Annotated in this window: 23 protein-coding genes; 17 read left to right on the top strand and 6 right to left on the bottom strand. The window is 56.0% G+C overall.

The features are described 5' to 3' along the window. Position 1 precedes the first annotated feature (1 nt). Entirely contained in the window at positions 2-883 is an 882-nt protein-coding gene (locus WB650_RS16110; protein WP_422304565.1) for a polysaccharide biosynthesis/export family protein, read from the bottom strand. Then, entirely contained in the window at positions 852-1229 is a 378-nt protein-coding gene (locus WB650_RS16105; RefSeq protein ID WP_423961194.1) for a hypothetical protein, read from the bottom strand. The genes WB650_RS16110 and WB650_RS16105 overlap by 32 nt, the downstream gene beginning before the upstream one ends. A gap of 883 nt (positions 1230-2112) precedes the next feature. Here WB650_RS16105 and WB650_RS16100 point away from each other — a divergent pair. The 11 genes from WB650_RS16100 (at position 2113) to WB650_RS16050 (ending at position 14897) form a co-directional block, all read left to right on the top strand. Then, on the top strand, positions 2113-2973 hold the full coding sequence (locus WB650_RS16100) for a sugar transferase (protein WP_422304567.1): 861 nt from the start codon (positions 2113-2115) through the stop codon (positions 2971-2973). 32 nt (positions 2974-3005) lie between these two features. Further along, a complete protein-coding gene (gene rfbB / locus WB650_RS16095) occupies positions 3006-4100 on the top strand; it encodes a dTDP-glucose 4,6-dehydratase (RefSeq protein ID WP_422304569.1) in 1095 nt (364 codons plus the stop codon). A 55-nt stretch (positions 4101-4155) separates the two neighbouring features. Then, on the top strand, positions 4156-5079 hold the full coding sequence (rfbA, locus tag WB650_RS16090) for a glucose-1-phosphate thymidylyltransferase RfbA (protein WP_422304571.1): 924 nt from the start codon (positions 4156-4158) through the stop codon (positions 5077-5079). Positions 5080-5085: 6 nt separating this feature from the next. Further along, the gene (rfbC, locus tag WB650_RS16085; RefSeq protein ID WP_422304573.1) at positions 5086-5649 is read left to right on the top strand and encodes a dTDP-4-dehydrorhamnose 3,5-epimerase; all 564 of its coding nucleotides are present in this window, start codon (positions 5086-5088) and stop codon (positions 5647-5649) included. Continuing rightward, entirely contained in the window at positions 5646-6494 is an 849-nt protein-coding gene (gene rfbD, locus WB650_RS16080) for a dTDP-4-dehydrorhamnose reductase (protein WP_422304575.1), read from the top strand. Before rfbC ends, rfbD begins: the two co-directional genes overlap by 4 nt. Before the next feature lie 19 nt (positions 6495-6513). After that, the gene (locus WB650_RS16075) at positions 6514-7818 is read left to right on the top strand and encodes a glycosyltransferase (RefSeq protein ID WP_423961190.1); all 1305 of its coding nucleotides are present in this window, start codon (positions 6514-6516) and stop codon (positions 7816-7818) included. Between the two features lie 581 nt (positions 7819-8399). Continuing rightward, entirely contained in the window at positions 8400-10031 is a 1632-nt protein-coding gene (locus tag WB650_RS16070; protein ID WP_422303082.1) for a hypothetical protein, read from the top strand. Then, positions 10031-11203, top strand: coding sequence for a glycosyltransferase family 2 protein (locus tag WB650_RS16065; protein ID WP_422303081.1), 1173 nt, complete (start codon positions 10031-10033; stop codon positions 11201-11203). Before WB650_RS16070 ends, WB650_RS16065 begins: the two co-directional genes overlap by 1 nt. 172 nt (positions 11204-11375) lie before the next feature. Next, positions 11376-12497 (top strand): WecB/TagA/CpsF family glycosyltransferase, encoded by a 1122-nt coding sequence (locus WB650_RS16060; RefSeq protein WP_423961189.1) that lies wholly within the window; start codon positions 11376-11378, stop codon positions 12495-12497. 298 nt (positions 12498-12795) lie between these two features. After that, positions 12796-14163: an ANL family adenylate-forming protein gene (locus WB650_RS16055; protein WP_423961187.1), complete on the top strand. Its 1368-nt coding sequence runs from the start codon at positions 12796-12798 to the stop codon at positions 14161-14163. Continuing rightward, positions 14163-14897, top strand: a complete 735-nt coding sequence (locus tag WB650_RS16050) for an SDR family NAD(P)-dependent oxidoreductase (RefSeq protein WP_422303078.1) — start codon at positions 14163-14165, stop codon at positions 14895-14897. The genes WB650_RS16055 and WB650_RS16050 overlap by 1 nt, the downstream gene beginning before the upstream one ends. Positions 14898-14912: 15 nt before the next feature. Here WB650_RS16050 and WB650_RS16045 read toward each other — a convergent pair whose 3' ends face one another. Continuing rightward, entirely contained in the window at positions 14913-16709 is a 1797-nt protein-coding gene (locus WB650_RS16045; protein ID WP_423961185.1) for a long-chain-acyl-CoA synthetase, read from the bottom strand. 648 nt (positions 16710-17357) lie between these two features. On the opposite strand from WB650_RS16045, the gene WB650_RS16040 reads away from it, so the two are divergent. From WB650_RS16040 to WB650_RS16030, 3 genes are read left to right on the top strand one after another with little or no spacing between them, the layout of a single operon-like run. Next, a complete protein-coding gene (locus WB650_RS16040; protein ID WP_422302846.1) occupies positions 17358-18626 on the top strand; it encodes an O-acetylhomoserine aminocarboxypropyltransferase/cysteine synthase family protein in 1269 nt (422 codons plus the stop codon). 2 nt (positions 18627-18628) lie between these two features. Further along, entirely contained in the window at positions 18629-19633 is a 1005-nt protein-coding gene (gene metA / locus WB650_RS16035) for a homoserine O-succinyltransferase MetA (RefSeq protein ID WP_422302848.1), read from the top strand. A gap of 33 nt (positions 19634-19666) precedes the next feature. Next, positions 19667-21139, top strand: coding sequence for a pyridoxal phosphate-dependent decarboxylase family protein (locus tag WB650_RS16030; protein WP_423961183.1), 1473 nt, complete (start codon positions 19667-19669; stop codon positions 21137-21139). Positions 21140-21153: 14 nt separating this feature from the next. Here the strand turns inward: WB650_RS16030 and WB650_RS16025 are convergent, their stop codons facing one another. The 3 genes from WB650_RS16025 to WB650_RS16015 all read right to left on the bottom strand — a co-directional run bounded on the left by WB650_RS16025 (position 21154) and on the right by WB650_RS16015 (position 22961). Then, positions 21154-22197: a class I SAM-dependent methyltransferase gene (locus WB650_RS16025; protein ID WP_422302852.1), complete on the bottom strand. Its 1044-nt coding sequence runs from the start codon at positions 22195-22197 to the stop codon at positions 21154-21156. A gap of 54 nt (positions 22198-22251) precedes the next feature. Next, positions 22252-22614 (bottom strand): nuclear transport factor 2 family protein, encoded by a 363-nt coding sequence (locus WB650_RS16020; protein WP_423961181.1) that lies wholly within the window; start codon positions 22612-22614, stop codon positions 22252-22254. 83 nt (positions 22615-22697) lie between these two features. After that, complete coding sequence (locus WB650_RS16015; protein ID WP_423961179.1) at positions 22698-22961, bottom strand: phosphopantetheine-binding protein; 264 nt, start codon at positions 22959-22961, stop codon at positions 22698-22700. A gap of 474 nt (positions 22962-23435) precedes the next feature. On the opposite strand from WB650_RS16015, the gene WB650_RS16010 reads away from it, so the two are divergent. The 3 genes from WB650_RS16010 to WB650_RS16000 are packed head-to-tail and all read left to right on the top strand — an operon-like array spanning position 23436 to position 26484. Continuing rightward, positions 23436-24581 carry an acyl-CoA dehydrogenase family protein gene (locus tag WB650_RS16010; RefSeq protein ID WP_422303943.1) on the top strand — a complete coding sequence of 382 codons (1146 nt, stop codon included), beginning with the start codon at positions 23436-23438 and terminating at the stop codon, positions 24579-24581. Between the two features lie 35 nt (positions 24582-24616). After that, on the top strand, positions 24617-25516 hold the full coding sequence (locus WB650_RS16005; RefSeq protein ID WP_423961177.1) for an amino acid--[acyl-carrier-protein] ligase: 900 nt from the start codon (positions 24617-24619) through the stop codon (positions 25514-25516). A 50-nt stretch (positions 25517-25566) separates the two neighbouring features. Beyond that, positions 25567-26484 carry a thioesterase domain-containing protein gene (locus tag WB650_RS16000; protein ID WP_423961175.1) on the top strand — a complete coding sequence of 306 codons (918 nt, stop codon included), beginning with the start codon at positions 25567-25569 and terminating at the stop codon, positions 26482-26484. The last annotated feature ends 56 nt before the right edge of the window (positions 26485-26540 follow it).

Genomic DNA, 26540 nt, shown 5'->3' with positions numbered 1-26540 from the left:
ATCACAACGCGGCTGCAAACAACGCCATCGTCGCAAGCGGGTTCAGCTGTTGCAGGACGTAACCGACCTTCGCCATTCCACTCTTGGGCACGTAAACGATGTCGCCGGGTTCAAGTTGATCATTGCTGCCGTTCTGATGAACGAAATCTTCCAGGTCAACGACCTGCTCAGTGTTATTGCTTGGACGGGCCAGCACGATTTTCCCCTGCTGTGCGTTGTCGTTAGGTCCACCGGCGCGAGAGAGGGCCTCGAGGAACGACATGTTCGCCGTCATCGGATATGGACCGGGGTTCTTGACCTGTCCCATCACGTACACGAGTTGATCGTCCTGGTCGGGAACGAACACTATGTCGTTTCGATGCAGAGGAATGTTTAGCGACACATCCTTTCCGCGCAACAGCGGTCGTAAATCGACCCACATGATGCGATCTCTGCCGCGAATAATCGCGCATCGCGTCGGCATCCCGGTCAGGTCATCCTTAGTGGAAGGCGCGGCGCCAGCCTTGGCAAGCGCCTCGAGCAAAGTGGGATCGCCAGAAAAGGTTTGTACGCCCTGGTGCGCCACGTGTCCGAGGACAATGACCTGATTGCTCTCGTAGCTATCGATAGTGATCGACGCGGCGGTGTTGAGATAATCCTCGCGGAGAGCCGAGGTGATTTTTCGGCCAGCGTCGTCGGCGGAGAGTCCAGCAACTCGAAAAGAGCCGACGAAGGGCAGCTGGATCTCACCGTCAGGACCGACCACGCGCTTGCCGGAAAGTTCAGGATGGCCCCATACAGTGACCGAGACGACGTCGCCAGGACCCAGGACGTATCTACCCGAAGGTGATTGAATTTGCGGAAGCTCGTCGTCAGCTGTAGTGGTTTCGAATGCCGCAGGCACGGTCGCCGCCGCCGGTAACGCCGGCGGTGATGAGCTTAGTTTCGGGGAAGATGAGTTTAGTTTCGGGGAATTGGTGCTGAGAGACTGCTCGAGCGATTGAGAGCTTGGGGTACTCGAGCAGCCGAAAAACAGCAGCGCAACAATGCCGGTCACGAGACCCGATCGGCAATATTTCTTCAAGGCGCCAACTGCGAGCATTTGGTACATATTTTTTACTCTTGTTTTCTGACTCATCGTTTCCTCTGTCATCGATCCAAATGCCGACAGATTCCCGGCAGCAGGTCGCTAGCGGCTTAGAAATACGGTTGCAGACCTGCTCGCCAGTCGTTTCGTGACCGGCGAACAATCCCGCAGTCCGTACCTACCTTCACGCGGCCGTCCCTTCGGCCACATTTGAGCTTGATTATTCTGCCGGCGCCGCGTTTAGACAGTGCCTCAAAACGGTTTCCATGCGTTTTCAGGATAGTTTTGACCTGCCGCAGGGACTTCGATGCTCTCGCGCACTTAGCCTCGTCCAGTCGTCGCTCGGCTTCGCAGGCGGCGGATGAAAGTTTCAATCAGAATTTCAAAATGGAGATTTTCGAAACAATGCATATGATCAGCACCGCGGTTTCTGCGCTTCGCGTTCAGCGTTTGGATTGCCGACGGCGGCGCTCTCGATCGGCGCCGATGCCGGCTACCGACAATGGTCGGCTCGTCAATTTAACTCTCGGCTTCGACGGCAGCTTCCCAGTTCTTATCGTGAAGGTCACGGCGAGCAGTATTTTTCGCGCCGCTCATTTGCTCGGCTCTTTGTGACTGGTTCTCTCAGGTGTCGCGTGAATCCTTACTTCCTCACCGCTCCCGGGCGTTAACCGGGCGAAGTACGGATCGTTTCGTTCAATTACTCTCTCGGGGCAGTGGGTGAAAAGGAAGTTCTACATCAGGTGATTTCATTTCCAATTAAACCAGGAATCCTATTGAGTTCGGGCTTTCTACTCGCATTTCATTACGTGGTCGGAGTCCGATGGAATGACACTTCATTACTGCTCCCGCTCGTATTGGGGTCATTTGCAGCCAGCGCGGCGGCGTCGAGACTCTTTAATTTCGGATTTCGGGGCAAGACCACGCCGCTGGGGCGGAATGCATTGATCGTTGGTGCAAGCTGTTACGAAGATCTATCTGACAGAATCTCGCGGCATAACTTTGTCCGGCCTGTTGGATACCTATACATCAACGCAAATGGTGAGATGCTTTTCCGTAACGATGATGGCGAGGAGATTTCTTCCACGCTCGACCAGGTGCTCGATGCCAACGTCATCGACGACGTTTTGATGGTCGATTCAGCTGAAGGACTCGATCCCGACGACATTCTGTATTCGTCCTCGATAAGGGGTAAGACGTTTCGAACTCTTATGAGGACCCCACTCGCTCCAGCGGGCCGCTATCGGACCGAAGCTATCGGAGCTGGTGATTATTGGCTGTCACATGAGTCCGTACCGGCCAGGGGAGTAGGCTTGGCCTTCAAGCGGCTGATGGACCTGGTGGGCGCAAGTGTAGGACTCGTCTTATGTGGAGTTGCCTACTGTATCTTTTCGCGCGGAATCAAACGGGAAACCCAGGGATCCACGATCTTTCGTCAGGCACGGGTGGGCCGCAACGGCCGACCGTTCACGCTTTACAAGTTCCGTACGATGCGACTCTCGGGCGAACAGCTTCCTCAAGAATTGCTCGATCAGAATGAAATGACTGGGCATATGTTCAAAATCCGGAACGATCCGCGCGTCACTCCACTTGGCCGCGTGTTGCGCAAGCTATACCTGGACGAGCTCCCGCAGTTTTGGAACGTGTTCAAAGGCGAAATGAGTCTCGTAGGCACGCGCCCGCCGATGCCGTCCGAAGTCGCATGCTATGAACCGCATCATCAGCGACGCCTCAGCATGAAACCCGGAATCACCGGTCTGTGGCAGCTCCGCGGCCATGACGTGGTCAGGGACTTCGAGCAAGTTGTGGAATTGGACTGCAAGTACATCGACACTTGGTCCCTTTGGCAAGACTGCAGAATCATCCTGAAAACGGTGCTTCGAGTTGCTCATGGCGGGGGTTACTAGACTTGGAGCATAACTCTCCATTCTTGCGTGAAATGCGGACAGTGATCGTCACCGGCGGCGCAGGATTCATTGGTTCAAACTTCGTGCATAGCGCGCTCAAACAAACGAACTGGCGGCTGATCGTAATAGACAAGCTTACCTATGCGGGCAGTCTGCTGAATCTTCACGACGTCGAACACGACCCGCGCTATTCGTTCGTACACGCTGACATAGGTGACCAGGCGGCCATGGCAGAAGCGCTTGAACGATGGCATCCGGATATCATCGTCAATTTCGCCGCCGAGACGCACGTAGATCGCTCCATAGACGGACCCCACAACTTCCTCGCCGCCAACGTGATGGGAACGTTCGGGTTACTCGAAGCAACCCGCCACTATTGGTCAAAGCTTGAACCAATGCGGCGCAAAAGTTTCCGGTATCTCCAGATATCGACTGATGAAGTTTACGGATCGCTGGGTGACGCCGGTTTCTTCAATGAGGACTCGCGTTACGCGCCCAACTCTCCTTACGCGGCCTCCAAGGCTTCGGCCGATCATTTCGTGCGGGCCTATCACGAGACCTTCGGTCTTCCCACGCTCATTTCCCACTGTTCCAATAACTATGGCTTCTATCAATTCCCGGAAAAACTAATTCCGCTTGCAATCTCCAATGCTATTGCCGGTAAACCTTTGCCGATTTACGGTGATGGACTGAATGTTCGCGATTGGGTGTTTGTAGGAGACCATTGCGACGCCATATTGACGATTTTGGAACGGGGACGGGCCGGCGATCAGTATATTGTCGGCGGCAGGAGTGAGCGCACGAACCTCGAGGTCGTAAACGGAGTATGCGCCGCACTCGAAGAACTGCTGCCCGCCGACAGCAATGTTGCACTCGCCGCGAACCGATACGAGTCCTATCGAGACTTGATCAAGATGGTCCCCGATCGACCCGGCCACGATCGACGTTATGCGGTCGATTGTTCTCGAATCGAGCGGGATCTCGGATGGACCAGCCGCATAAGTTTCGAAATGGGGCTCGGCATGACGGTAAGTTGGTACCTGCTGAACCGTCGCTGGTGTCAAGCAATTCAGCAGGGACACTACGATGGTGAACGACTAGGTCTTCAAAGCGCCGTGCCGCGCTAGAGATAACCTTCGGGACGGATTCGTCATACCTAGGCACGATGTCGAAGTAAGGCTTATGAACCTGATAGCGGAACCACAGTCAAATAACCACCGCGCTCAGCCAGCCTGGAAGGGAATTATACTCGCCGGTGGATCGGGAACGCGGCTATATCCCGTGACGCGGGCTATTTCGAAGCAACTCGCACCAGTCTATGACAAACCTATGATCTACTATCCCTTGGCCACGCTGATGATGGCGGGGATAAGGGAGATCTTGATAATAAATACGCCGCACGAACAGGATTGTTTCAAGCGTCTACTCGGAACCGGCGCTGAATGGGGCGTCCGATTCGAATATGCAGTGCAGCCGCGACCCGAAGGCATCGCGCAGGCATTTCTTATCGCCAGGCAATTTGCCGGTGACGCCAATGTCGCGCTGGCGCTGGGCGACAATATTTTCTACGGCCACGGGCTGCCCGATCTGCTGAGTAGGGCTACGGCCAGACCCGAGGGAGCGACGGTATTCGGCTATTGGGTCAAAGACCCGGAGCGTTATGGTGTAGTGGAATTCGACGCAAAGGGTAAACCGATCGGTCTGGAAGAAAAACCCGCTCAACCAAGGTCATCCTATGCCATAACCGGGCTGTACTTCTATGACAACAGAGTCTTCGATCTCGCGGCAGACCTCGCTCCGTCGGACCGCGGCGAATTAGAGATCACTGACTTGAACAGAAAATATCTGATTTCAGGCGAGCTCCACGTCGAAAAGATGGGACGCGGCATAGCGTGGCTTGACACCGGCACGCATGACGCTCTGATGCAGGCCGCGAGTTTCATTCAGGCGATCGAGGAACGTCAAGGATTACAAGTAGCGTGCCTCGAAGAAATTGCCTGGCGGATGGGATATATCCAAAAACATGACGTGATTCGAATCGCAGACTCAATGGCCAACAGCAAGTATGGGCAGTATCTATTTCGCGTCATCGAGCAGGATTCGTAGGCGATCATGAAATTCATTCCCACTTGTTTGAAGAACGTGATCGTCGTCGAACCTGACTTGTTCCGGGACGAGCGTGGATTTTTTCTCGAAACATTCAGCCAGGATAAGTATGCACGGGGCGGAATTATGGGTGAGTTCCTCCAGGATAACCAGTCACACTCAACACGCAACACAATTCGCGGGCTGCACGCGCAACGGCACCATTCGCAAGGGAAGCTGGTACGCGTTGTGACCGGTTCAATCGTGGACGTTGTGGTGGATATCAGGCGCGGCTCGCCCGGCTACCTGAAGTGGATTGCAGTCGAGTTGTCAGCGGCGAATTTCCGGCAGATCTATGTCCCACCAGGTTTCGCTCACGGCATCTGTATTACAAGCGAGTTCGCCGACATCGAGTACAAGTGCACTGACTACTACGATCCATCCGACGAGCTTCGCATCGCCTGGAATGACCCTTCCATTGGAGTCCGATGGCCAGTCGAAACTCCTATTCTTTCCCCCAAGGATTGTGAAGCCGGCACGATAGCCGATCAGATAGAGCTATTGCCGCTCTATTTGGAGGGACGGCCTTGAAAATTTTAATCGCGGGCGCAGCCGGACAACTTGGTTCCTGTCTAAGGAGTTCCCTTCAACGTCATCAATTGGTTCCCCTGAACCGGAACGACTTCGACATAACTCGCCTGTGCCAGGTCCAGAAAGTGTTGGCGGACGAGCGGCCTGATCTCGTGATAAACGCCGCTGCCTTCAACGACGTAGATGGTGCAGAATCCCAAATCATCAACGCTTATGCCGTAAATGCTCTGGGTCCCAGAGACCTTGCGGCCGAAACCGCGCGACTGGGGATTCCTTTGCTTCATGTGTCGACCGACTACGTCTTCGACGGGCTGACCGATCGGCCATACAATGAAAATGATCCGACAAATCCTCTGTCCGTGTACGGCGCTAGCAAACTTGCCGGAGAAGAAGTAATTCGGAGGCTTAACCCGCGGCACTTTATAATCCGTACCGCATGGCTTTACTGGGAGGGCGGCAAGGGATTTCTGCTCTCGATGTGTTCGAATGCCTGGCGACCGGAACTGCGCGTGGCGAAAGATCAGTTCGGTTCACCGACCTACGCGCCTCATCTAGCCAACGCGATTGAGAGACTGATCGAGACCGATGCCTTTGGTACGTACCATATAGCCGGCTCTGGTGGAGTCTCACGCTGGGGATTCGTGTCCGAAGCCTTCCGTCTGCTCGACTACTCGACTCACCTCCGACCCGTTTCTCATCGTGAATTCAAAACTAGAGCTCGTCGTCCGCGAAATAGCGTCCTAACCAGCATTCATGACCCACGGATAACATTGCCTCCATGGCAGGAAGGGGCCGCAGAGTTTGCGAGTCGTTTAGTGAAACAACGCGACCGGGCTGTCTCCTAGAAGACTGAAGGACAGATACTTGCAGCAGAATGGTCGAATAAAAGATACTCCTCCCTCGAACAATACTGCTATTCGCGTCGCCTATCTGGTCAGCGAATATCCAGCAGTCTCCCATACCTTCATATTACGCGAGGTCAAAAGGTTACGAAATGCCAATTTCGAGATCCGGACGGTCTCGATAAATTCGCCCGAGTGCTCCGCGACCGGCATGACGGCGGAGGAGCTGGAGGAGGCTGCGGGAACATTTTACGTCAAGAAGGAGAGAGTTCGTGGCGCTGCAGCGGCGCACCTTGCGATTCTGCTGAAGTCCCCGAAGGCCTATTTCAAGGGTCTGTGGTTCGCGCTCAGACTAGCTGGAACTGATTTGCGACAGTTGGTTTTCTCAGTTTTCTATTTTGCCGAAGCCGTTATCCTTGGACGCTGGATGGAATCGCGCGATATTCGTCACTTGCATGTTCATTTCGCAAACGCTGCCGCGACAGTCGGTCTGATCGCTAGTCGAACCTTTCCGATAGAGTTCTCTTTGACTGTTCACGGTCCGGACGAATTCTACGACGCCCCGGGTGTTCGGCTCGCAGAGAAGATCGCCGGGGCTTCTTTTGCATGCTGTATAGGACAGTTTGCACGCAGCCAATTGATGAAATTGTCGCCACATTCTGAATGGGCCAAGTTCGAAATAGGCCCGTTAGGAGTGGACCCCCAACTGTTCGCGCCGCGCCCGTTTCGATCATCACCCAGGACATTTGAGATCCTATGCGTCGGACGGCTAGTCCCCGCCAAAGGGCAGTATGTTCTGGTCGCGGCTGTGAATCGTCTGGCAAAGTCAATTCCAAACCTTCGACTTCGTCTGGTCGGCGATGGGCCCGACAGGGAAGGCCTCGCACGCGCAATTGAAGCGGCTGGCCTCACTCAGCATGTGGTTCTTGAAGGTAGCGTCAACCAGGATCATATCCGCGACCATTATCGCCAAGCCGATATCTTCGTGTTGGCAAGTTTCGCAGAAGGAATCCCGGTTGTCCTGATGGAAGCCATGGCGATGGAAATACCATGCGTCAGCACGTTTGTGGCGGGAATACCCGAGCTAATCCGGAGCGAGATCGACGGCATCCTCGTTCCGCCTTCGGATGATCGGGAGTTAGCCGGTGCGATCAAGCGACTAATCGATGATCCTCTCCTACGCCGTCGTCTCGGCGCGGCAGGCCGCCGGCGGGTGATGGAAAAATATAATCTCGATCGTAATGTGACACGCCTAGCCCAGATATTCACCGATCGGATCGAAAGACCTCGAGAGCAGAGATGCATCGATACCTCACTCTCAGCATAGGTATCTTCAGTCTCTTACTGCTCAGCTGCAGAATTGGGTCGAGTACTCTTGGTGCAGCAACCAACTCCGGACAGTCAGAGCTGGCGTCGACGTCGTCAGTGTTAGTTGTGAATCCCGACGCAACACTTAAGAACATAGCGCGGATCGGTGTGAATCTGGGCACGTGGACGACCTACGGCGCAGAACAGTACTCGTCTAACATAGTTATGAACCCCGGCTTCGAGCCGTTAATAGACCGGGCAATAGTTATTGTACAAGATAGTGATTCGTCAGGCTTTTCTGACAATGCGGCATGGTTGGCCCGAGCCGACGGCTTCTGGAATAAGGCGACGTTTCAAGTCCTGACTGGCAAATCGGCTGGTGCTGCTGGAAATATCGCTACCTCGGTTGCGAAGGGATCTGACGGACTCCCTTGGTTCACCACTTCATCATCGGCGCCCAAGCTGGCGAAAGGCGATGCGATTTCGGTCACTCAGCGGCAGACTGCCGGGGTACCCTGGAATTGGTGGCTACCCGCGACGTCTACTGACTTTGTCGAGATCAATACCACGGACCATCGGCCAAACAGTTCCGGATCTTCGGTGGCTGAGTTGAAACTGCAACAAAACCAGTCGACCGAGATTGATTTCTACTGGGATTCGGAAACAAGCAAAATTCCAGGCGGCCGGTTCCTTCCCGTAAATGGCCATTGGCAGCTATCGTTTTGGGCGCGAGGGACCTCAGGCAGCGCGTCGCTGTTCGTGATCTTTCAGCGCTTGAATGGCTCGCAGGCGTGGGTGAATCAGACGCTGACACTCACTAGCCATTGGCAACAATACACGATGAACTTTGACGCTACCGATACGGGGCCCGCGGGTCCATTAGCCCTGAAATTCGTCGCGAGCGGGCAGTCTGGCAATGCGGTGAGACTCGACGATGTTCAGCTTGGGCGCGCGAGTGATTTCCCGAGCGCATGGCGTGCTGAATTGGTAGGTGCGCTTACGACGATGCGTCCCGGCTATCTACGGGACACCCAAGGCCAGCTCGGTGACACGCTCGCAAACCGAATAGGAGACGCGTTCGCGCGTGGTCCTACACGCTATGTGCCTGATCCTAGCAACGTCTCGATGTCTTACTTGTACGGGTTGACCGACTTTCTAAGTCTTTGTCATGAGGTTGGCGCTCAGCCCTGGATTGTTCTGCCTACCACCTTATATGACTCCGAACTGACGAACTTCGGACAGTACCTGGCGCATGAGCAGAGCACCTACAACTTCAGCGAGATCGTGCTGGAGTGGGGCAACGAGAATTGGAATCCGATGTTCAGGGCGGCCTCGATTCTCCAGCCAGGCGTCATGGGTCAAGCTGCGAATCGGGCCTTTGGACTGATCCGAGAGAGCGCCGGATCCACATTGCCGCTGCATCTCGTGGTGAACGGACAGTTTGTAAATCCGTGGATGGGTTCGACCGCGCTGGCCAATGCGCCGTTGGCGAATGCAACCGACATAGCGCCCTACTTCTTCGAGATACTCAATTCGTCCGACACGACTGAGGCTGCGTTGAGCTCGCTGATGTCGATGAATGATGAGCAGCCGCCGATCGCCAAGCTGCAGCAATCGACTACGCCATCGCACAAGGACATCGACGTTTACGAAGTTAATCTGTCCACGATTTCCGGCGACGCGCCTGATAGCCAGCGCGATCCTCTGGTCGCTGGCATGGCGTCGGGCACCGCGCTCGCCAACCGGATCATTACCGCCATGAACGCGGGCGTCCGCCGCCAGAATGTCTTCGCGCTCGCGCAGTACCAGGTCAAGACGCCGGTGGGCCAGACAAAGCTGTGGGGGATCGTGCGCGATCTCGCTACCAAGCACGATTTCCGGCCGACCGGATTGGCTGTCCAGATGCTTAACCAGGCCATCGCAGGTGACTACCATTCCGTGACTGCCAAAGGCGCCAACGCCAGCACGTTGAACGCTGCCGCGTTTCTCTCTGACGGGAGATGGTCAATGGTTATAGCTTCCGCCAGCCCCACTCCTACCAGTCTTTCGATCAAGTTTCCGGCGGGCGGTACACCGCCGTCGCGAAGCCTTACGTTGTCGGCGCCGTCGATCACCTCGACCAATGAATCAGTGGACGACCAGGTTAAAATCGTCAGCGCTGAAGTTTCCCAATCGCAGATCACCGTACCTGCCTATGGATTGGTCGTCATGCTGTCATCGCCGAGTTCCTGATGTTTCATTGGCAACTCATAGTCCTGAGCTCGATCCTGGTCCTTCTGACCCTGCCGGGAACCATAGAGCTTGCGATGATTACAATTGCGGGAATGTTGCCTTCGCGCGATCCACTGCCGAATGCCATCGCTAGTACGATTGGAAGACTCGCAATCGTGATTCCTGCGCACAATGAAGCGACGTCGATTGTCCGATGCGTTCGCAGCGTTGGTGCGTGCATGCTGCCTGACTCGGTCGAGACAGAAATTGTTGTTGTCGCCGACAATTGTACTGACGCGACCGCTGATCTTGCCCGCGGCGCCAATGCGCGGGTTCTGGTGCGGTCGGATTCCGCGCGTCGAGGAAAAGGATTCGCGCTAAGGTTCGCTTTTGAGACTCTGCTCGATGAGGGATTTGATGCGGTCGTCGTTGTCGATGCTGACAGCGTCGTCGACTCGAATCTCCTGCTCGAGGTGGTCCGGCTTTTCAGAATGGGAGCGGACGGAGTGCAGGTACGATATGTTGTTCTCAACCCTGATGATTCCACCCGCACGCGACTGATGAATGTCGCGTTCATGGCGTTCAACGTGCTGCGTGCCAGAGGACGTGCTCGCATGAATTTGTCGGTGGGGATTTTTGGCAATGGCTTTGGATTGAGCCGGGCGACGCTGAAAGCGGTTCCATACGACTCACAATCGTTGGTCGAGGATCTCGAATATCACCTTCGGCTGGTACAAGCAGGAAAGAAGATCGTTTTCGTCGACCGCGCCCGCGTTCGTGCAGAGATGCCGACCGGCGGCCGCGGCGCCTCTACTCAACGGGCGCGATGGGAAGGTGGCCGGCTAAGGACCGCCCTCGAGAATCTGCCGCGATTGCTCGGCGGAGTGATTTCAGGAAAGTCGCGACTGTTGGAACCGATGCTCGAGCTGCTGCTGCTACCGCTTGCGTTTCACATTACGCTTCTCGGCGTGATTGCGCTGATGCCATTTGTCGTTGCGCGGATTTATGCGCTGCTCGCGCTGGCGCTCGTCGCCTTCCATGTCGTGGTCGGGATTCTTGTTGGGGGTGGCGATTGGCGTGATTTTTCAGCTTTGCTGAGCGCTCCTTTCTACGTCGCCTGGAAGCTCGCGACTCTGCCGAAGACCGTGCAATCGGCCCGGAGTGTGGCGCCTTGGGTCCGCACCGAGCGCTAATTGGCAAACCTCAAAGCTGCCGGGTGCGTTAGGTTTATCCGTCCGGCCCCACCGTCGGGTGCATTTGCGCATACAAAATACCTGCCACGACCTAGCGTGATATACAGCTTGATCGAGGGCGACGGCATTCTTCTCCATGCTAAATCCCACTTCTCCAGACGGTTACGCGGAAATGAACAATACATCAACCACCAAAGAGGTCAGCGAGAATCAACTCGGCGAGCGATCACCGGATCGCGCAATCCTCAATTTTCTACAAGATGGCGAGCGAAATTACTTGACGCAGATGGATCTGACTCAACTGACGCTTCCGTCTTCGACCGAAATTACTGGCGGGCTGACGATGGCTCCAGCGGCTGCCAACCCTAACTATTCAGTTCGCATCGAGAGCGATCGGCCAGCAACTTCCGTTAAGGCGCCGCTCAGGAATTCACGCGGCGAACCCGGCATCGCCAGGTCCGGGGGCGGAAATGCACGGCGGGCGCACAGACCTCTCGGCCTGGTACCGCGGCGATCGGGACCACTAACTCGATTTCTGCGAGCGCCCGCAAAAGTCGAGTTGATGGGAATTGGAATCGATCGCCTGACTGAAAAGCAAGTCATCGCCCGCGTCATCTCGACGATTCGAGATGGGTTCGGTGGCTGGATCGTAACTCCAAACGTCGATCACCTGCGAATCATCAGGCAGCGTCCTGATCTGCTGGCGATGCTAAGTCAGGCAAGCTTGATGGTCGCAGATGGAATGCCGCTGATTTGGGCAAGCCGGCTAAAGGGAACTCCTTTACCTGAGCGAGTTGCGGGTGCGGGACTGATACTTACTCTCACCACCGCGGCTGCCAAGGCTGGAGCTTCGATCTTTCTGTTGGGAGGAGAACCGGGCGACGCAGAAGCTGCCGCTACCAGGCTGAAACAACTGAACCCAGCCTTGAAAATAGCCGGGGTAGCGTGCCCGCCTCCAGGCTTCGAGAGCGACCCGCTACAGATGGCTGAAATTGCGAACGCACTGCATTCATCCAAGCCGGATATCGTTTATGCGTGTTTCGGATTTCCAAAACAGGAATTCGTGATTCATTCGCTGCGCAACCGCTTGCCGTCGGCATGGTTCCTCGGCCTGGGCGGAAGCCTGGCCATTGTTTCCGGAAGGACGCGGCGTGCTCCGCGCTGGATGCAGCGAACCGGGATCGAGTGGGCCTGGCGACTCGGACTGGAACCGCGACGTCTCTTTCAACGCTACATCATCAACGATCTGCCCTTCGCTATTCGATTACTCGTCGGCTCTGCGGTGCGGCGGTAACCCTTGTCAGTTCTCAGCACCGATAGCTCTTCCAGGATCGATAGGATGTCCGTGAGATCCAAAATAATTTCCCAGTTCGAGTCTGTCGCCAAGGAACAAAATCAAATTTTACCAACGCTGTCCGATGACCTGGTGTTGCTCGAGTCAGGTCTCGACTCCCTCTGCTTCGCTGTTATTGTAGCGCGTCTTGAAGACGAGTTGGGTTTCGATCCCTTTACCGTCTCGGAAGACCTTGAATTTCCTGTAACCTTGGGCGATTTCGTAAAGATTTACGAGCAAGGCCCGAGGTAACCGAGGTGTGCTGAGCGCTGAGAAATATCTTTCTGGCTGCTCGCTTAACGGTCCCGATGCGAGCGTGTCATTGGGAGATTTGGCTTGGGGCTCGAGCCTTGGCGATCGACTCGAGGAACTGCGCGGACGTTCAGTACTGGTAGCGACGCGGGATCAGTTGACCGCCGGACTCGCGCTGATCGAACTGGATGGCATCGCCCGCCGGCTGGTCCTATGTCCTAGCGATCTGCCGCTCGAGTTCCTTCCTTCCGTCGCGGCAACCGCCGGCGTGGATGCTATCGTAGCCGATGAAGCGACTTCCAAGCCTTGCATTCCAGGTGTGCGCTCCTCAGTAACATGCAGTCCCAAATTCACGCGCGCCGATTCCGATCGGAACGAAACCGCTAAGACGGAATGGATCCTTCTCACTTCGGGCACCACCGGCGTGCCGAAAATGGCGCTGCACACGATGGCGAGCCTCGCGGGCGCAATCAAGCGCGACAACCCGCCCGGAGATTCCGTCGTCTGGAGCACCTTCTATGACATTCGGCGTTATGGCGGCCTGCAGATTTTTCTGCGCGCGCTTCTAGGCGGCGCGTCGATGGTGCTTTCGAGCGCTGACGAAGCGACCGGGGACTTTTTGACCAGGGCGGGGCAGCATGGTGTTACAAATATCTCCGGGACTCCTTCCCATTGGCGTCGCGCGCTGATGAGTCCCTTCGCCCACAGGATTAGACCGCGCTACGTACGCCTCTCGGGGGAGATAGTGGACCAGGTGATACTCGACAGCTTGCGCGCCTTCTACCCGGACGCGAAGATCGTGCATGCCTTCGCTTCGACTGAAGCAGGAGTGGGCTTTGACGTCAGCGACGGACTCGCAGGATTTCCTGCATCTCTGCTTGGCAAGCGAGGCGCCGAGGTCGAGATGAAGGTTGAGGAGGGCTCACTTCGAATCCGATCGGCTCGGAACGCAGCTAGCTACCTGGGAAGTTCAGCGGAAACCCTAGCCAGTGATGACGGCTTTATCGACACTCATGATATGGTCGAGTTGCGCGGCGACCGCTACTACTTTATTGGCCGAAAAGATGGAATCATCAACGTCGGTGGTCTCAAGGTCCATCCCGAGGAAGTCGAGGCCGTTATCAACCGCCATCCGAGTGTGCAAATGTCGCTGGTCAGAAGACGCAACAACCCGATCACCGGCGCGCTCGTGATTGCCGATGTCGTAGTCAAGTCGGACTCTTGCCCGCGAGTTACAGAGGCCGGGACTCAACGGCTTAAGAGCGAGATTCTTGAAACCTGTCGTCGCACGTTGGCTCCATACAAGGTCCCGGCGATGGTTCGGTTGGTGTCTTCGCTCGAGGTCACAGCCTCCGGAAAGTTGGCTCGTCGCTGATGCGAACCGTCATCGTGACCGGTGGCAGTAGGGGTGTAGGTCTGGGGATAGCGCGCAATCTTGTCACGGCCGGCTACCAGGTCATTGCGGTAGCCCGGCGTGAGAGCGAACAACTCAAATGCGCGATGCGACAAAAGGAGACAAGCCAGCAAGGTTCCCTCTTCTTCAAAGCATTCGACCTTGAGGATACTCCCGCTATTCCCGGTTTCGTCAAACAGTTACGCAAAGAGTTCGGGTCGATACACGGACTCGTCAACAACGCGGGACTCGGCACCAGCGGCATCCTTGCTACCATGCACGACGCTCAAATCGAGCGGCTGGTGCGCCTCAACACGGTGTCACCGATCATTGTGACGAAGTACGTAGTACGATCTATGATGGCCGATGGCGGCGGACGGATTGTGAATGTTGCTTCGATCGTCAGTTTCACCGGCTACAGCGGCCTTTCGGTCTACAGCGCCACCAAGGCGTCGATTGTCGGATTTACTCGATCGCTTGCAAGGGAAGTTGGACCTTTGGGCATCAACGTCAATGCGGTCGCGCCCGGCTTTCTGGACACTGATATGACAGAGAATCTTAGCGGACAGAAACGCGATCAAATCAAGCGGCGCAGCGCACTTCAACGGCTTGCCGAAGTGAACGATGTCGGCAACGCCGTCGAATTTCTTCTGAGCGATAAGGCGAGGAATATTACCGGCACTGTGTTGACTGTCGATGCAGGCAACACTGCCTAGAACTGTCGCGCGTGACTACAAGCGCATCTTACCGGATTGAATCCTTTCAAAAAGAGCTGAGTCCACCTTCACAAAGCTCTGTCGGATCGGATCGTTGAAATAAATCGGGTCCGCGGTCACTTTAGGGTTATAGGATTCGCGGATAAGGTCCTGCTTTTTCAGCTTGAACGTAGCTGTCGTTTCCAGCTTGCCGAGGATGCGCAGAAACACGGGACGAGCGTATGCCGGGAGGCGTTCACCTAGATGCTGGTGGAACGCAACCAGATCGAATGTAGGACGCACGACTGCGGCTACCATCCCGGCGCGGCCTTCCGCGCCTGGAACCGTCACTCCGTAGACTACCGCTTCGATCGCGTCGGGCGACGCGCAGACTGATGCAGCAACTTCAGTGGTTGAAACATTCTCGCCCTTCCATCGAAATGTATCGCCGACCCGATCGACAAAATAGAAAAATCCGCTCGCATCAGTACTCATCAGGTCGCCGGTCCGAAACCACGCGTCTCCTTTCGCGAACACGTCACGCAGGATCTTCTTTTCAGTTGCGCTCTGATCCGCATAGCCTTCGAACCGGCCCGCCCCACTTGTCCCGTCGATCAGGCCAATGGCCTCGCCCGCTTCGTTGTGCGAACAGCGGACACAGAATCCATCTTCATTGCGTATTGGCTCTCCCAGCTCGTGATCGAACTTGACCAGTGCGATAGATAAGCGGTGCCGAAGGAACGAAGGTATCCTGCCTATCGAACCGATCCGGCCTTCGGTGTTGTAAAGCGAGAAACTGCCTTCGGTCGCCGCATAGAACTCGAGAATTTGTGGGATATTAAAGCGGCGCTGGAATTCCTCCCATACATCGGCGCCGAGCCCATTGCCGCAAGCCAATCTAAGCTGATGCTGCCATTCGCCCGGATGTGTTGGATTGTTCACGAGATAGCGGCACAGCTCGCCGATGTACTGGAAGATCGTGCACTTCGATTCGACGATGTCATCCCAGAAGCGGCTTGCAGAAAATCGCTCACGCAACACGACCGACGCGCCGTTTACCAGCGCCGCTCCTATAGCCGCGACACCTCCGACACTGTGGTACATCGGCAAGCAATTGTAGACGCGGTCGTCAGGGCGGGTATCCATCATGCCGGCAAACCAGTGGCTCCATTGCATCAGTCGGAAGTGGCTGACATTGACAGCCTTGGGCAGTCCTGTGGTCCCAGAAGTATAAATGTATAGGGCACGGTCAGCGATAGTCGCTGCCCTATACTCTGTGCCGGCGATATCTACCGTGTCAGATTGCTCGAGTTCATCGTCGATTCGCAGAAACTCATGACTGTTCTCGCCATGCACCCATCGCTGAATCTCAGGAGATGTTTTCGTCACTACACTATCGAAGGCATCGGCTAGCGTCGCACTTACGATGATATGTTTAGGAGTTACAATATTGATGGCATGCGCGAGGGAGTCACCGACAAGGTTGGTATTAAGCAACGACACTATGGCGCCGACACGCGTTATCCCGAGCCAGATAGCCACATATTCCGGACAATTGGGCATGAGGAGGCACACGACATCGCCAAACGATAAGCCTCGCCTAAGAGCCCATTGCGTATATCGGTTGGATCGATCCGCAAGAGCGCGATAGTTCAAGCTTTCACTGCGGGAAAGAAGAGCGGGCGCGTTACCAAAGCGTTCAGCCAACGAATCGATCAGCACCGGCAATGTACGCGCAGGATTCTGAGCGATGGGCGCGGTCATTTCGAGGGCGCGCACCCACGCCTTCAGTGAAGATTTGCGGCCATCCTCTTGACCGATTCCTGATTTCATCTTGCTAGTCAGATGCTTTGAGCTCTGGATTCATGATGAAATCATGTTTGCTGCGCAAATTCACGCCAACATCCAGCTCTATCGGATAACAGTTCGACGCGTTTGATAGCGTGGCCCTTAACGTAGTTTCTGCTATTTTCATGAAGCACGTGTTGATCATGTTGGGGGTTCCGGGTCGCGTACACGCTGATCCCATAGATGGCAGCCTTGTAGGTATCGCCGTAGCGCAGGAACTGCTCACCCATCCAGCCCAGAAGATTCTGAGTCGTACTGAACTGCTCGGCAGGTCCCGGCGGGATTCGCCCGCATAATGTTGTCATTCGTGGCCGCCGGCAGCTAGTCTCGGATTGGCCCCTCGTAGATGGTAGTTCCGGCGACCTCGAGGCACAGTCGTCTTGTAGCGTGGCGCGCCCGTATCTTGGTTAAACCTACCCAGCCTGCACGTATTCTCCTTCGATTTCCTCGCGCCAAACATCGTGCCATCATCAGGTTTAACCTAATACGAGACGTCTCAGGTGCAGATTATCCGACATTTTTCACCCTCAGCGGACAATGGTCACGTCCATCCTCTAGCAGGTAAGCGCCTGGCGAACCGGTTGGATGGCTGTCGCGCAGAGATGTCCTGCGACCGCCGAGGAGATTGTAAGGGTGCGGAACGAAACGATCGCTGTCCACGGCGGCTATGAAGTTGATCCGACTACCAGGTCGGTCGCCGTGCCCATCTACCAGACCGTGGCCTACGCGTTCGACAGCGCCGAGCATGGCGCGGCTCTATTCAATCTCGAAGTTGAAGGGAATCGCTACAGCCGGATCAGCAACCCGACCTGCGACGTGCTCGAACGGCGTGTCACCGCACTCGAAGGCGGCGTGGGAGCGCTGAGCGTCAGCAGCGGGCAGGCCGCATTGCACTACTCTGTGTTGAACGTAGCCGGAAACGGCAAGAACATTGTCTCCGTCCCGCAGCTCTATGGAACGACGCATACGCTTTTTGCTCATGTCCTGCCGCAGCTAGGGGTCACCACTCGCTTTGCCGAGAGCGATCATCCCACCGCGATGGAGAAGCTGATCGATCAAAACACCCGAGCTCTGTTTTGCGAAAGCGTCGGCAACCCGGCCGGGAATATTTGCGACCTCGCGGAGCTCGCCAATGTATCGCACAAGCATGGAATTCCATTGATCGTCGACAACACTGTCGCCACGCCCATTCTGCTGCGGCCGTTCGACTATGGCGCCGATATCGTGATCCACTCGCTGACGAAATTTATGGGCGGTCACGGTACCACGATGGGCGGTATCGTCGTGGATAGCGGCAAGTTTCCCTGGCGAGAGCATTCCGATCGCTTCCCGATGTTCAGCGAGCCGGACGCATCCTACCACGGCCTCGTGTACACCGATCATTTTGGCCCCTCGGCTTATATCGCGCGCTGTCGGACCGTCTATCAACGCACGATGGGATCGGTCCTGTCTCCACTGAGCGCTTTCCTATTGCTCCAGGGAATCGAGACGGTCGCATTGCGAATCGATCGTCATGTTGAAAACGGGCGACGCGTGGCAGAGTTCCTTCGCGACAACAAGCAGGTTGAATGGGTCAACTACGTTGGTTTCGAAGATAGCCCATATCACGCGCTTGCCCGGAAATATCTCGGAGGACGCGCTTGCTCTCTGATGACCTTCGGAGTTCGAGGCGGATACAGAGCCGCGGCTGAATTTTACGACTCGCTGAAGCTGATCAAGCGGTTGGTCAACCTTGGCGACGCGAAATCGTTGGCGTGTCATCCCGCCTCGACCACGCATCGGCAGATGTCCGCCGACGAGCAGCGCAAGGCGGGCGTCACGCCCGAGATGATCAGGCTGAGTGTAGGAATCGAGCACATCGACGATATCACCGCAGACCTCGATCAGGCACTGGGCGGTTAATCATGATCAGGATATTGCCGGCGGCAGGTAGTGTATCGCGCGGACCGAACTTCGGATCTGACGTCCCGGTCATCGGGATCGTCAACAACATGCCCGACGCGGCGCTGCTCGCCACCGAGCATCAGTTTTGCGATTTGCTTACCGAGGTGTCGCAGAATTTTTTGATCTGCCTGAGGTTCTTCTCGATGCCGCAACTGCCGCGCTCAGAGGCGGGCCGAGCCTTTGTTAAACGTTATGAGGAAATTGGTGAACTATTGGCGGCGGATCGGCTGGACGCCCTGATCGTGACCGGCACGGAAGTGCATGCGCCATTGCTGCAGGATGAACCTTACTGGACGACCCTTACGAAAGTCGTGGACTGGGCGAAGGATCACACAACTTCGACGATCTGGTCGTGCCTTGGCGCGCACGCGGCCGTTCTTCATTTGGACGGAATACAACGGCGGCCGTTTCGCGAGAAGCTTTCCGGTGTGTTTGAGTGCCACAAGGTCGCGGATCACGCAATCGTGTCCGACGCGCCAGCTCGATGGTGCGTGCCGCATTCGCGATACAACAGCCTGCCTGAGGAAGAACTCGTGTCCAGAGGCTATCGCGTCCTATCGAGGTCTCCCGAGGTCGGCGCCGATCTCTTCCTCCGGCAGGGGCGAAGTCTCTTTGTATTCCTCCAAGGGCATCCCGAATATGATTCGCCAGCGTTGTTTCGAGAGTATCGCAGAGACATCCGCGAGTTTGTTGCCGGCGCGAGGAATAGCTACCCTACCATGCCGTGTGGCTATTTCGATGAAAAGACGGCTGCCGAATTTGACGAGTTGCGGGATAGAATTCTACGAGACCGTAGCGCCGACACGGTGCTGAAATTTCCGGACTGCGAAACAACGTTGCCGCATAGCTGGCATGAGCAGGCGGTGCGTCTTTACACCAATTGGTTGTCCTACGTGGTAGAGCATAAGCAGTCGGGCAACGGTTTGAAGGAGTCGCACTCCGCGAACGCGTCGCATGCCGGGTAAACCTCGCGAGTGGATAAGTCCGCGATAGATACGATGGCGCATCAAAGAAAAGTTTCGCAGCAAACCAGAAAATGTCGAAAGGCATCTGGGCGCGGATCGCGTCTCTTTCCGGAGCCTGCAGAGCGCGTGCGATTCGACGACCTCCTCACGCGCAAATTAGTTCGGGCGAATGAGCGTGTCGCTGAAGGCCCCGTCAGACCCACGCTGAACTTCGACTCCTTCCGGAGCGAGCTGCTCGATTTTGATTTTGAAACGCCCCGCCCGCTCGACGAACTGCTCTCGTGGACCATCGATCAAATGGAGCGTGGTCTGGTTCACATCACGCATCCACGTTATTTCGGTTTATTTAATCCGGCTCCTACCTTCCCCGCTCGATGCGCCGATCGTATCGCCGGTGCATTCAATCCTCAGCTCGCGACCTCGGCGACCTCTCCAGTCGCGGTTGAGATAGAAGCTCACGTCATCCGTTCGGTCGCCCGTCGCGCGGGATTTCCACCCGAAGCCGCGGGCCATTTTACATCCGGTGGATCTGAGGCGAATTACACCGCGCTGGTTTGTGCTCTGACCCGGGCTAATCCGGAATTTGCAACGGAGGGAGCGCGAGCCTTTGATGGTCCGCCGATGTTCTACGTCTCACGCGAGAGCCATCTTGCGTGGTTGAAAATCGCGCATCAAGCGGGAATCGGCCGCTCCTCAGTGCGCCTGGTTGCAACTGACGGCTTCGGACGCATGGACCAGAACGCATTGACGGATGCAGTAGGCGACGACCTGGCGATCGGACGCGTTCCCATCATGATCGCAGCTACAGCAGGTACGACCAATGCAGGAATGATCGATCCACTATGGGCATGCGCCGAAGTGGCGCGATCGAACAACCTCTGGTACCACGTAGACGCGGCCTGGGGCGGTGCGCTGATCGCCTCTGACCGCTTGCGACACGTTCTCGCCGGTATCGAGCGTGCGGATTCCGTTACGATCGACGCTCATAAGTGGTTTGCGACGACGATGGGCTGCGGGATGTTCATCACACGCCATCCGCATGTTCTATCGTCCGCGTTCCAGGTATCGACCAGCTTCATGCCTTCGAATATCCCCAGCCTTGACCCGTATGTCACCTCAGTTCAGTGGTCGCGGCGATTCCTCGGGCTCCGTATGTTTCTGTCACTCGCAGCGGCCGGATGGAACGGCTACGCCGAGCACATCGAGCGATCTATAAGACTCACAGAGTTACTCGAGGCCGAGCTAGTCGAGCGCGGATGGACGATTGCCAACTCGTCGTCGCTAGGCGTCTTGTGTATCAAGCCTCCGCCGGGTTTTGGCGACGTCCGATCGATCGTACGCCGAGTACTAGCTTCAGGCCGTGCATGGGTCGCGGCCGCATCCTTCGAAGGCAACGATATAATCAGGGCCTGCGTGACGAATGGCGAGACGACTGAAGACGACGTCCTGGAACTTGTGGATACCCTACATGTTCCGGATGAGATGGAAGTCTGCCTACATCCCTGAGCGCGAACTCGTTGCTACTGTCTTCGTCGCGGGAGTTGCCGAGCCGGCTTCTTCATGAACTCCGGGGTCGTATCCGGCGGCAGTAATCGAGCAAACCGTAAAAGCGGCTTGATCCAATCTTTAACCGACTGTCCTAGCGCGCCCTTCATAAATCTAAACAATCGGCCGCGTTCCAACTGTATCGCGTTCGGGGGCGCATCATTACGCTCAGGTCGATGGGATGCCACAAGGTCGTTGGTGACGTGCGATGAGAGAATCTTCGCAGGATGATTCTTAACTGCCACGTAAGTCTGCCGATCCACGGCCATCCCGGGCGTGTCGGGGTTCTCGACCCGAAGCATTGAAGTGAACCCTACGTCAGCGATGAGGTTGCAGAGCGACGGATGCGTAAACCAGAAACTCTTGACGTTATCGAGCGACGCCCACAGGTCCTGGTACTTCTTCGCCGAATCCGCCCGCTCGTCATGCTCCTTGTACTGCAGCCCGTAGTAGGTCCGACCGCCGTGGCTAATACTAACCGGCGTGCTTAGCGCAATCTGGGTATCTATGACGACTAGGCGGTCGCAAATCTCGTACGTGCGTCGCACAAAATCGAACACGTCAGGAGCATCGAGGTGATACAGGATGCCGGAACAGATCACGATGTCGAATCCGCCCAGCTCGGCTCGACTGATATTCCGCACGTCATCCTGAACAAAGGTGATGTTCTTGAGTCCAAGTTCCTGTTGTGCGTAGCGAGCCTTGATGATGTTCGACTCGCGGATCTCTATTCCTACAACCGTAGCCCCATGCATCGCGAACTCGATTCCGTAGTGTCCTTCAAGACATGCCAGGTCGAGTACTCTGGCCTCTGAGAGCGGCTTGCCGAGCAAGTCTGAGGCAACCTGCACGATACGACGCAGTCGCCAATCCGGCGCGGGCGGTCGCGTAGAACGCCCTTGGCCCAGATCGATTGCCATTGCGGTCCATTCCCCGTGTTCTGCGACGATGCTCTCGTAATCCAAGGCGTCTTCTTGCGGCTGGGCAGAATTGCTGATCGCATGTGCCAGGTCATTCATCGTTGCCCCTCCTCGTGACATTCTTGGAATCTGTTCCAATTGGATTAGACAGTTTCAGGCATTAGCGCGCCGTACGAAGACTTCATTGAAGTTCACGATATAGCCGTCGCGAATTTCCACGAGGTCGACCAACTCTGTAGGTACCGTCGCTCCCGTAATGCTCGAACGAACGTCAGCCTGCCAATGCACCGTGGCCTGAGAGCCGTCGACCGTCATCGCGGATATCATCAAATCGCCAAGCTTAAATGTCTTGATCAAAAGCGCCAGCAAAGGCCGAAATTCGCCGACCCCGCTGGCCTTGATTGCGACCGGGCTGGCCTCATTCGCGCTCGCGATTTGGAACCTCGCGTCTGGAGAGAAGGATCGGCAAACGGCATCAAGGTCGCCGCGTTTTCTAGCGGCATAAAACTCTCGCATCAGGCGGTCAATCTCGATGCGACTCATCATCTGATAGCTGGCAAGAAATTGATTTGCGACTATTGTGTGAGCGGACCAAGCACTCATCCACTCTGATTTACCAGTCTGTTGACCAATCGGCTTATCGTGGAAATGGATCGAAAATTGACGAGCGTCAACTCGCCGATAGGTATCTCAATGTTGAACTCGTCCTCAACCAGCAGCACCAGTCGGACCGCGTCCAACGAAGTCAAACCAGCCTCTGTGAGGGTGTCATCCAAAGAGACTGGCCGCGTAATAGATCTCTCGCTGATTAACCGCTGAACCACCGCGATTACTCGCTCTCCGGAAATGTTGATGTCGTCCATAACTCCTGCGATCACTCGGCTTCTATTACCCCGATCCAGGCACGATCTTCGTGCGAACCCTTCCGCAGCACTGTTCATTCTCACCGCCGATGCCAAAATCGTGGTGAATATGGCCCGATGCGCCCGCGCAGGTCGCTAGTGTTGGAAACCCGTATTCACAGGGGTTTATGCTCAATTCGGCCTGCTGGTCGCGGCTCACTGCGCGTTTAGCGGCGAAACTCGCGAATAACGTTAATATTTACTTTGTGTGACGCCTGGCCTCTGCGTAGATAGATTCGCGAGGATTGTCACTTGAATTTGCCAGAACGATCTATAACCAACGAGAACGGAACGGGCGAGCTGCGGTCTGCCTCGCGCCCTCGAAATTCAGCGACTTCGGCAGCGGAAAAGCCTGAAAACCTCATACGAGGTTACGCCGAGTCCTCTGAATTCGACGACGGTAAAGGGAGGCTCGCGCGTCCGGCCAAGGGTGATTTGAATTCGCGAGCCGAGGCCACTGCGGCCGTTGCGCTGGCCAATGCCGACGCTGTTGATCGAGAAGCGCGTTTCCCGGCCGAGGCGTTCACGTCCGCACGAACCCAACGGCTGCTCGGCGTCATGGTCCCAACCGGACTCGGCGGAGAGGGAGCCAGCCTCTCCGATGTGGCCGACATCTCCTACATCCTGGCGCGAGCTTGCGCGTCAACCGCCATGATATTTGCGATGCACCAGATAATGGTCGCAATCCTGGTGCGCCATGCCCGAAACAGCCCGTGGCATAATCGCTTGCTGCGCCGGCTTGCAAAGGATCAAATGCTGCTGGCCTCGTCCACGACCGAGGGCCGAGGAGGCGGCGATCTGCGCAAGAGTGTCTGCGCCGTAGAACGTACGGGCTCACGCATAACACTCACCAAGAGCGCGACCGTGATGTCATACGGGGCGCAGGCAGACGCTATCCTGACAACTGCCCGTAGTTCTACTGATGCCGCTCCCACCAACCAGGTCCTGGTGGCCTTCGTCAGGGAAGACTACCAGCTCGATCCGATCATGAACTGGGACACTCTCGGGATGCGCGGCACCTGCAGCGCCGGCTTCGCGCTCAATGGGAATGGAGGCATAGATCAGGTCCTGCCGGATCCTTACGAGAAGATTCAGTCGCATACTATGATGCCCGTCGCACACCTGACTTGGGCTTCAGTATGGTGCGGACTTGCAGCGGCCGCTGTTGAGCGAGCACGACGTTGTATTCGCGCGGCAGCTCGCAGCGGAGACCCGTCGCCGGTTGGTATCGGTCACCTCACGCGGGCGACTCTGTCGCTTCGCAGCCTGAGGGGAACGTTAGCCTCGGCGCTTCAGAATTTCGAAAAGGTTGAACACGAGGACACCGCACTTGAATCACTCGAATTCCAAACGGCGATGAGTCTACTAAAGGTTACTGCTTCGGAAATGGCCACTTCGACCGTGATGAGCGCTATGCAGGCTTGTGGACTGTCAGGCTATCGAAATGATGGCGAGTTCTCGGTCTCGCGTCACCTGCGCGACGTACTGTCATCTTCGATCATGATCAACAACGAGCGGATCCTTGGCAGTGTCGCCACCGCGTCATTACTCGTCGAAGTACCACACTCACTGCGGAGCTAGTGTCCGGCGTGCCTATTAGTCAAAGAGGGATTCCGGTGCCGATAAATCCAGTTGTCGAAGATGAGTTGGACTCTTTAACGCGCTCGCTGCTCTTACCCAGCCCCGGCGCCGGCGTTTACGCTCGAACCGGACTGTTCGAGCAAGTTGTTGAAGGACTGTCTTCCTTTATCACGCGGCATCGCGAACCGGAGACTCAGATTCTGAGATTCCCGCCGGTGATGAGCCGGAGCCAGTTGGAGAAATCGGGCTACCTGCACAGCTTCCCGCATTTGCTCGGCAACGTCAGTTGCCTCCAGGGAAATGAGGCGGAGATTCACGCCCTGGTGGAACGAAAGGAGTGGATGAGCGAACTGTCATCGACGGAGTTGGTTCTCTCGCCCGCCGCTTGCTACCCCCTCTATCCCATGGTCGCGGACTCCGGGCCCGTACCGGCGAAGGGCCTTATGTTTGACGTCGCTTCCGATTGCTTTCGTCGCGAGTCCACGCACGAAGTGGGTCGATTCCAATCCTTTCGGATGCGCGAGTTCGTTTGCGTGGGAACGCCCGAACAGGTCCTGGCTTTCCGAACTCGATGGGTGTTCCTGGCGCAACGGCTGGCTAAACTCCTCGGACTACCCCATCAGATCGCTCCCGCCAGCGATCCCTTCTTCGGAAGAGCCGGCAGGCTCGCGGCAATGAGTCAACTGGAACAATCGTTGAAGTTCGAACTATTGGTTCCCTTCCGTGCAGAGGAACCGCCGACCGCTTGCATGAGCTTCAACTGTCATCGCGACCACTTCAGTACGGTCTGGAAACTCTTCAACGAAAATGGCGACCAGGCTCATACAGGATGCGTCGCTTTTGGACTGGATCGGCTCGCGCTAGGGCTCTTCAAAACACATGGCCTCGATCTGCAGAAGTGGCCGGTGGTAGTTCGCGAAAATTTATCCTTTTGAAAGCGGCAACGACTTGAGTTCTATAGACGTTCGTCGAAGGTATTACATCAATGCGTCGAAAGTTCTATACGATTTTGAAGGAGAACCGCAAATCCCTCGAAGTCGTGCCGGACAACGCACAAGTAGTCGCCCTCCAGGCGAAGGGAACCCGGCCTCCTTTCTTCATGATCGACTCCTATCCCTATTTTATCGACGTCGTGAAGCTTACCGGGAGCGATCAGCCAGTGTTGAGTATCATCGGACAGGAAGACACTCAGCTCTCCGACGACTACAGCATCTACGATGAAGCGAATGCGCACCTGAAGACGATTCTCAGTCATCAGCCTCACGGACCATACATGCTAGGCGGTTGCAGCGCCTCGGGCATCGTAGCCTACGAGATTGCGCAACGTTTGAGGGCGCTGGGAAATGAAGTAGGCCTTTTGGTACTATTCGATACTCCGAACCCCCATTTCATGCGAGAATACTCCGATTTCTGGATGACTGTTACATCGTACCGATCCGACCTGAGCAAACTGCAATGGAACGAAATTCCCGGCTGGGTAATGGATAAATTCAGAAGGCTCAAAGAAGGGAAATCCGGCTGGCTCCCGTGGAAATGGAATATTGTGAATCCTACCCGGCGCTTGATCGATGAATACGGACCGTTGTCAGCCCGGGTCACCGCAGCGCGAAAATACCGTCCCGCACCTTACTCAGGTAAATGCTTGCTCATTAAACGAGATCGGGAACTCATAGGACGATATCGCGATCCACATTTTGGTTGGGGCGAAGTGATCAAGGGCGAAATCGAGATTTGCAAGGTTAGCGCAGCTGATCACCTGGAGATCTTCAAGTCTGAGCGTGACCGCATGCTGGTCGCGCAAACGCTTCGAAGGAGTATCGATAAGGTTGTCCTGGCATCCTTGGAAAGTGTCGTCGCGGAGCGTGATGCAGCGATTGGTCATGCCGTTTTGAGTCATTCGTGAGCACTCTGCACGCTAAGTCTCGCCACTTTGCAGCTATTACGTTAAGGTAGAATATG

The organism is Binatus sp. (SeqCode), from assembly GCF_049584895.1.
Classification (GTDB): domain Bacteria; phylum Desulfobacterota; class Binatia; order Binatales; family Binataceae; genus Binatus.
The sequence above is the reverse complement of the archived record's forward strand: the minus strand, read 5'-3'. Positions and strand labels throughout refer to the sequence as shown.

Coding starts and splice junctions, on each gene's coding strand:
- WB650_RS16100 (WP_422304567.1), top strand. CDS start 2,113: ATGCTTTTCCGTAACGATGATGGCGAGGAGATTTCTTCCACGCTCGAC.
- rfbB (WP_422304569.1), top strand. CDS start 3,006: ATGCGGACAGTGATCGTCACCGGCGGCGCAGGATTCATTGGTTCAAAC.
- rfbA (WP_422304571.1), top strand. CDS start 4,156: ATGAACCTGATAGCGGAACCACAGTCAAATAACCACCGCGCTCAGCCA.
- rfbC (WP_422304573.1), top strand. CDS start 5,086: ATGAAATTCATTCCCACTTGTTTGAAGAACGTGATCGTCGTCGAACCT.
- WB650_RS16065 (WP_422303081.1), top strand. CDS start 10,031: ATGTTTCATTGGCAACTCATAGTCCTGAGCTCGATCCTGGTCCTTCTG.
- WB650_RS16060 (WP_423961189.1), top strand. CDS start 11,376: ATGAACAATACATCAACCACCAAAGAGGTCAGCGAGAATCAACTCGGC.
- WB650_RS16050 (WP_422303078.1), top strand. CDS start 14,163: ATGCGAACCGTCATCGTGACCGGTGGCAGTAGGGGTGTAGGTCTGGGG.
- WB650_RS16045 (WP_423961185.1), bottom strand. CDS start 16,709: ATGAAATCAGGAATCGGTCAAGAGGATGGCCGCAAATCTTCACTGAAG.
- metA (WP_422302848.1), top strand. CDS start 18,629: ATGATCAGGATATTGCCGGCGGCAGGTAGTGTATCGCGCGGACCGAAC.
- WB650_RS16030 (WP_423961183.1), top strand. CDS start 19,667: ATGGCGCATCAAAGAAAAGTTTCGCAGCAAACCAGAAAATGTCGAAAG.
- WB650_RS16025 (WP_422302852.1), bottom strand. CDS start 22,197: ATGAATGACCTGGCACATGCGATCAGCAATTCTGCCCAGCCGCAAGAA.
- WB650_RS16020 (WP_423961181.1), bottom strand. CDS start 22,614: ATGCGAGAGTTTTATGCCGCTAGAAAACGCGGCGACCTTGATGCCGTT.
- WB650_RS16015 (WP_423961179.1), bottom strand. CDS start 22,961: ATGGACGACATCAACATTTCCGGAGAGCGAGTAATCGCGGTGGTTCAG.
- WB650_RS16000 (WP_423961175.1), top strand. CDS start 25,567: ATGCGTCGAAAGTTCTATACGATTTTGAAGGAGAACCGCAAATCCCTC.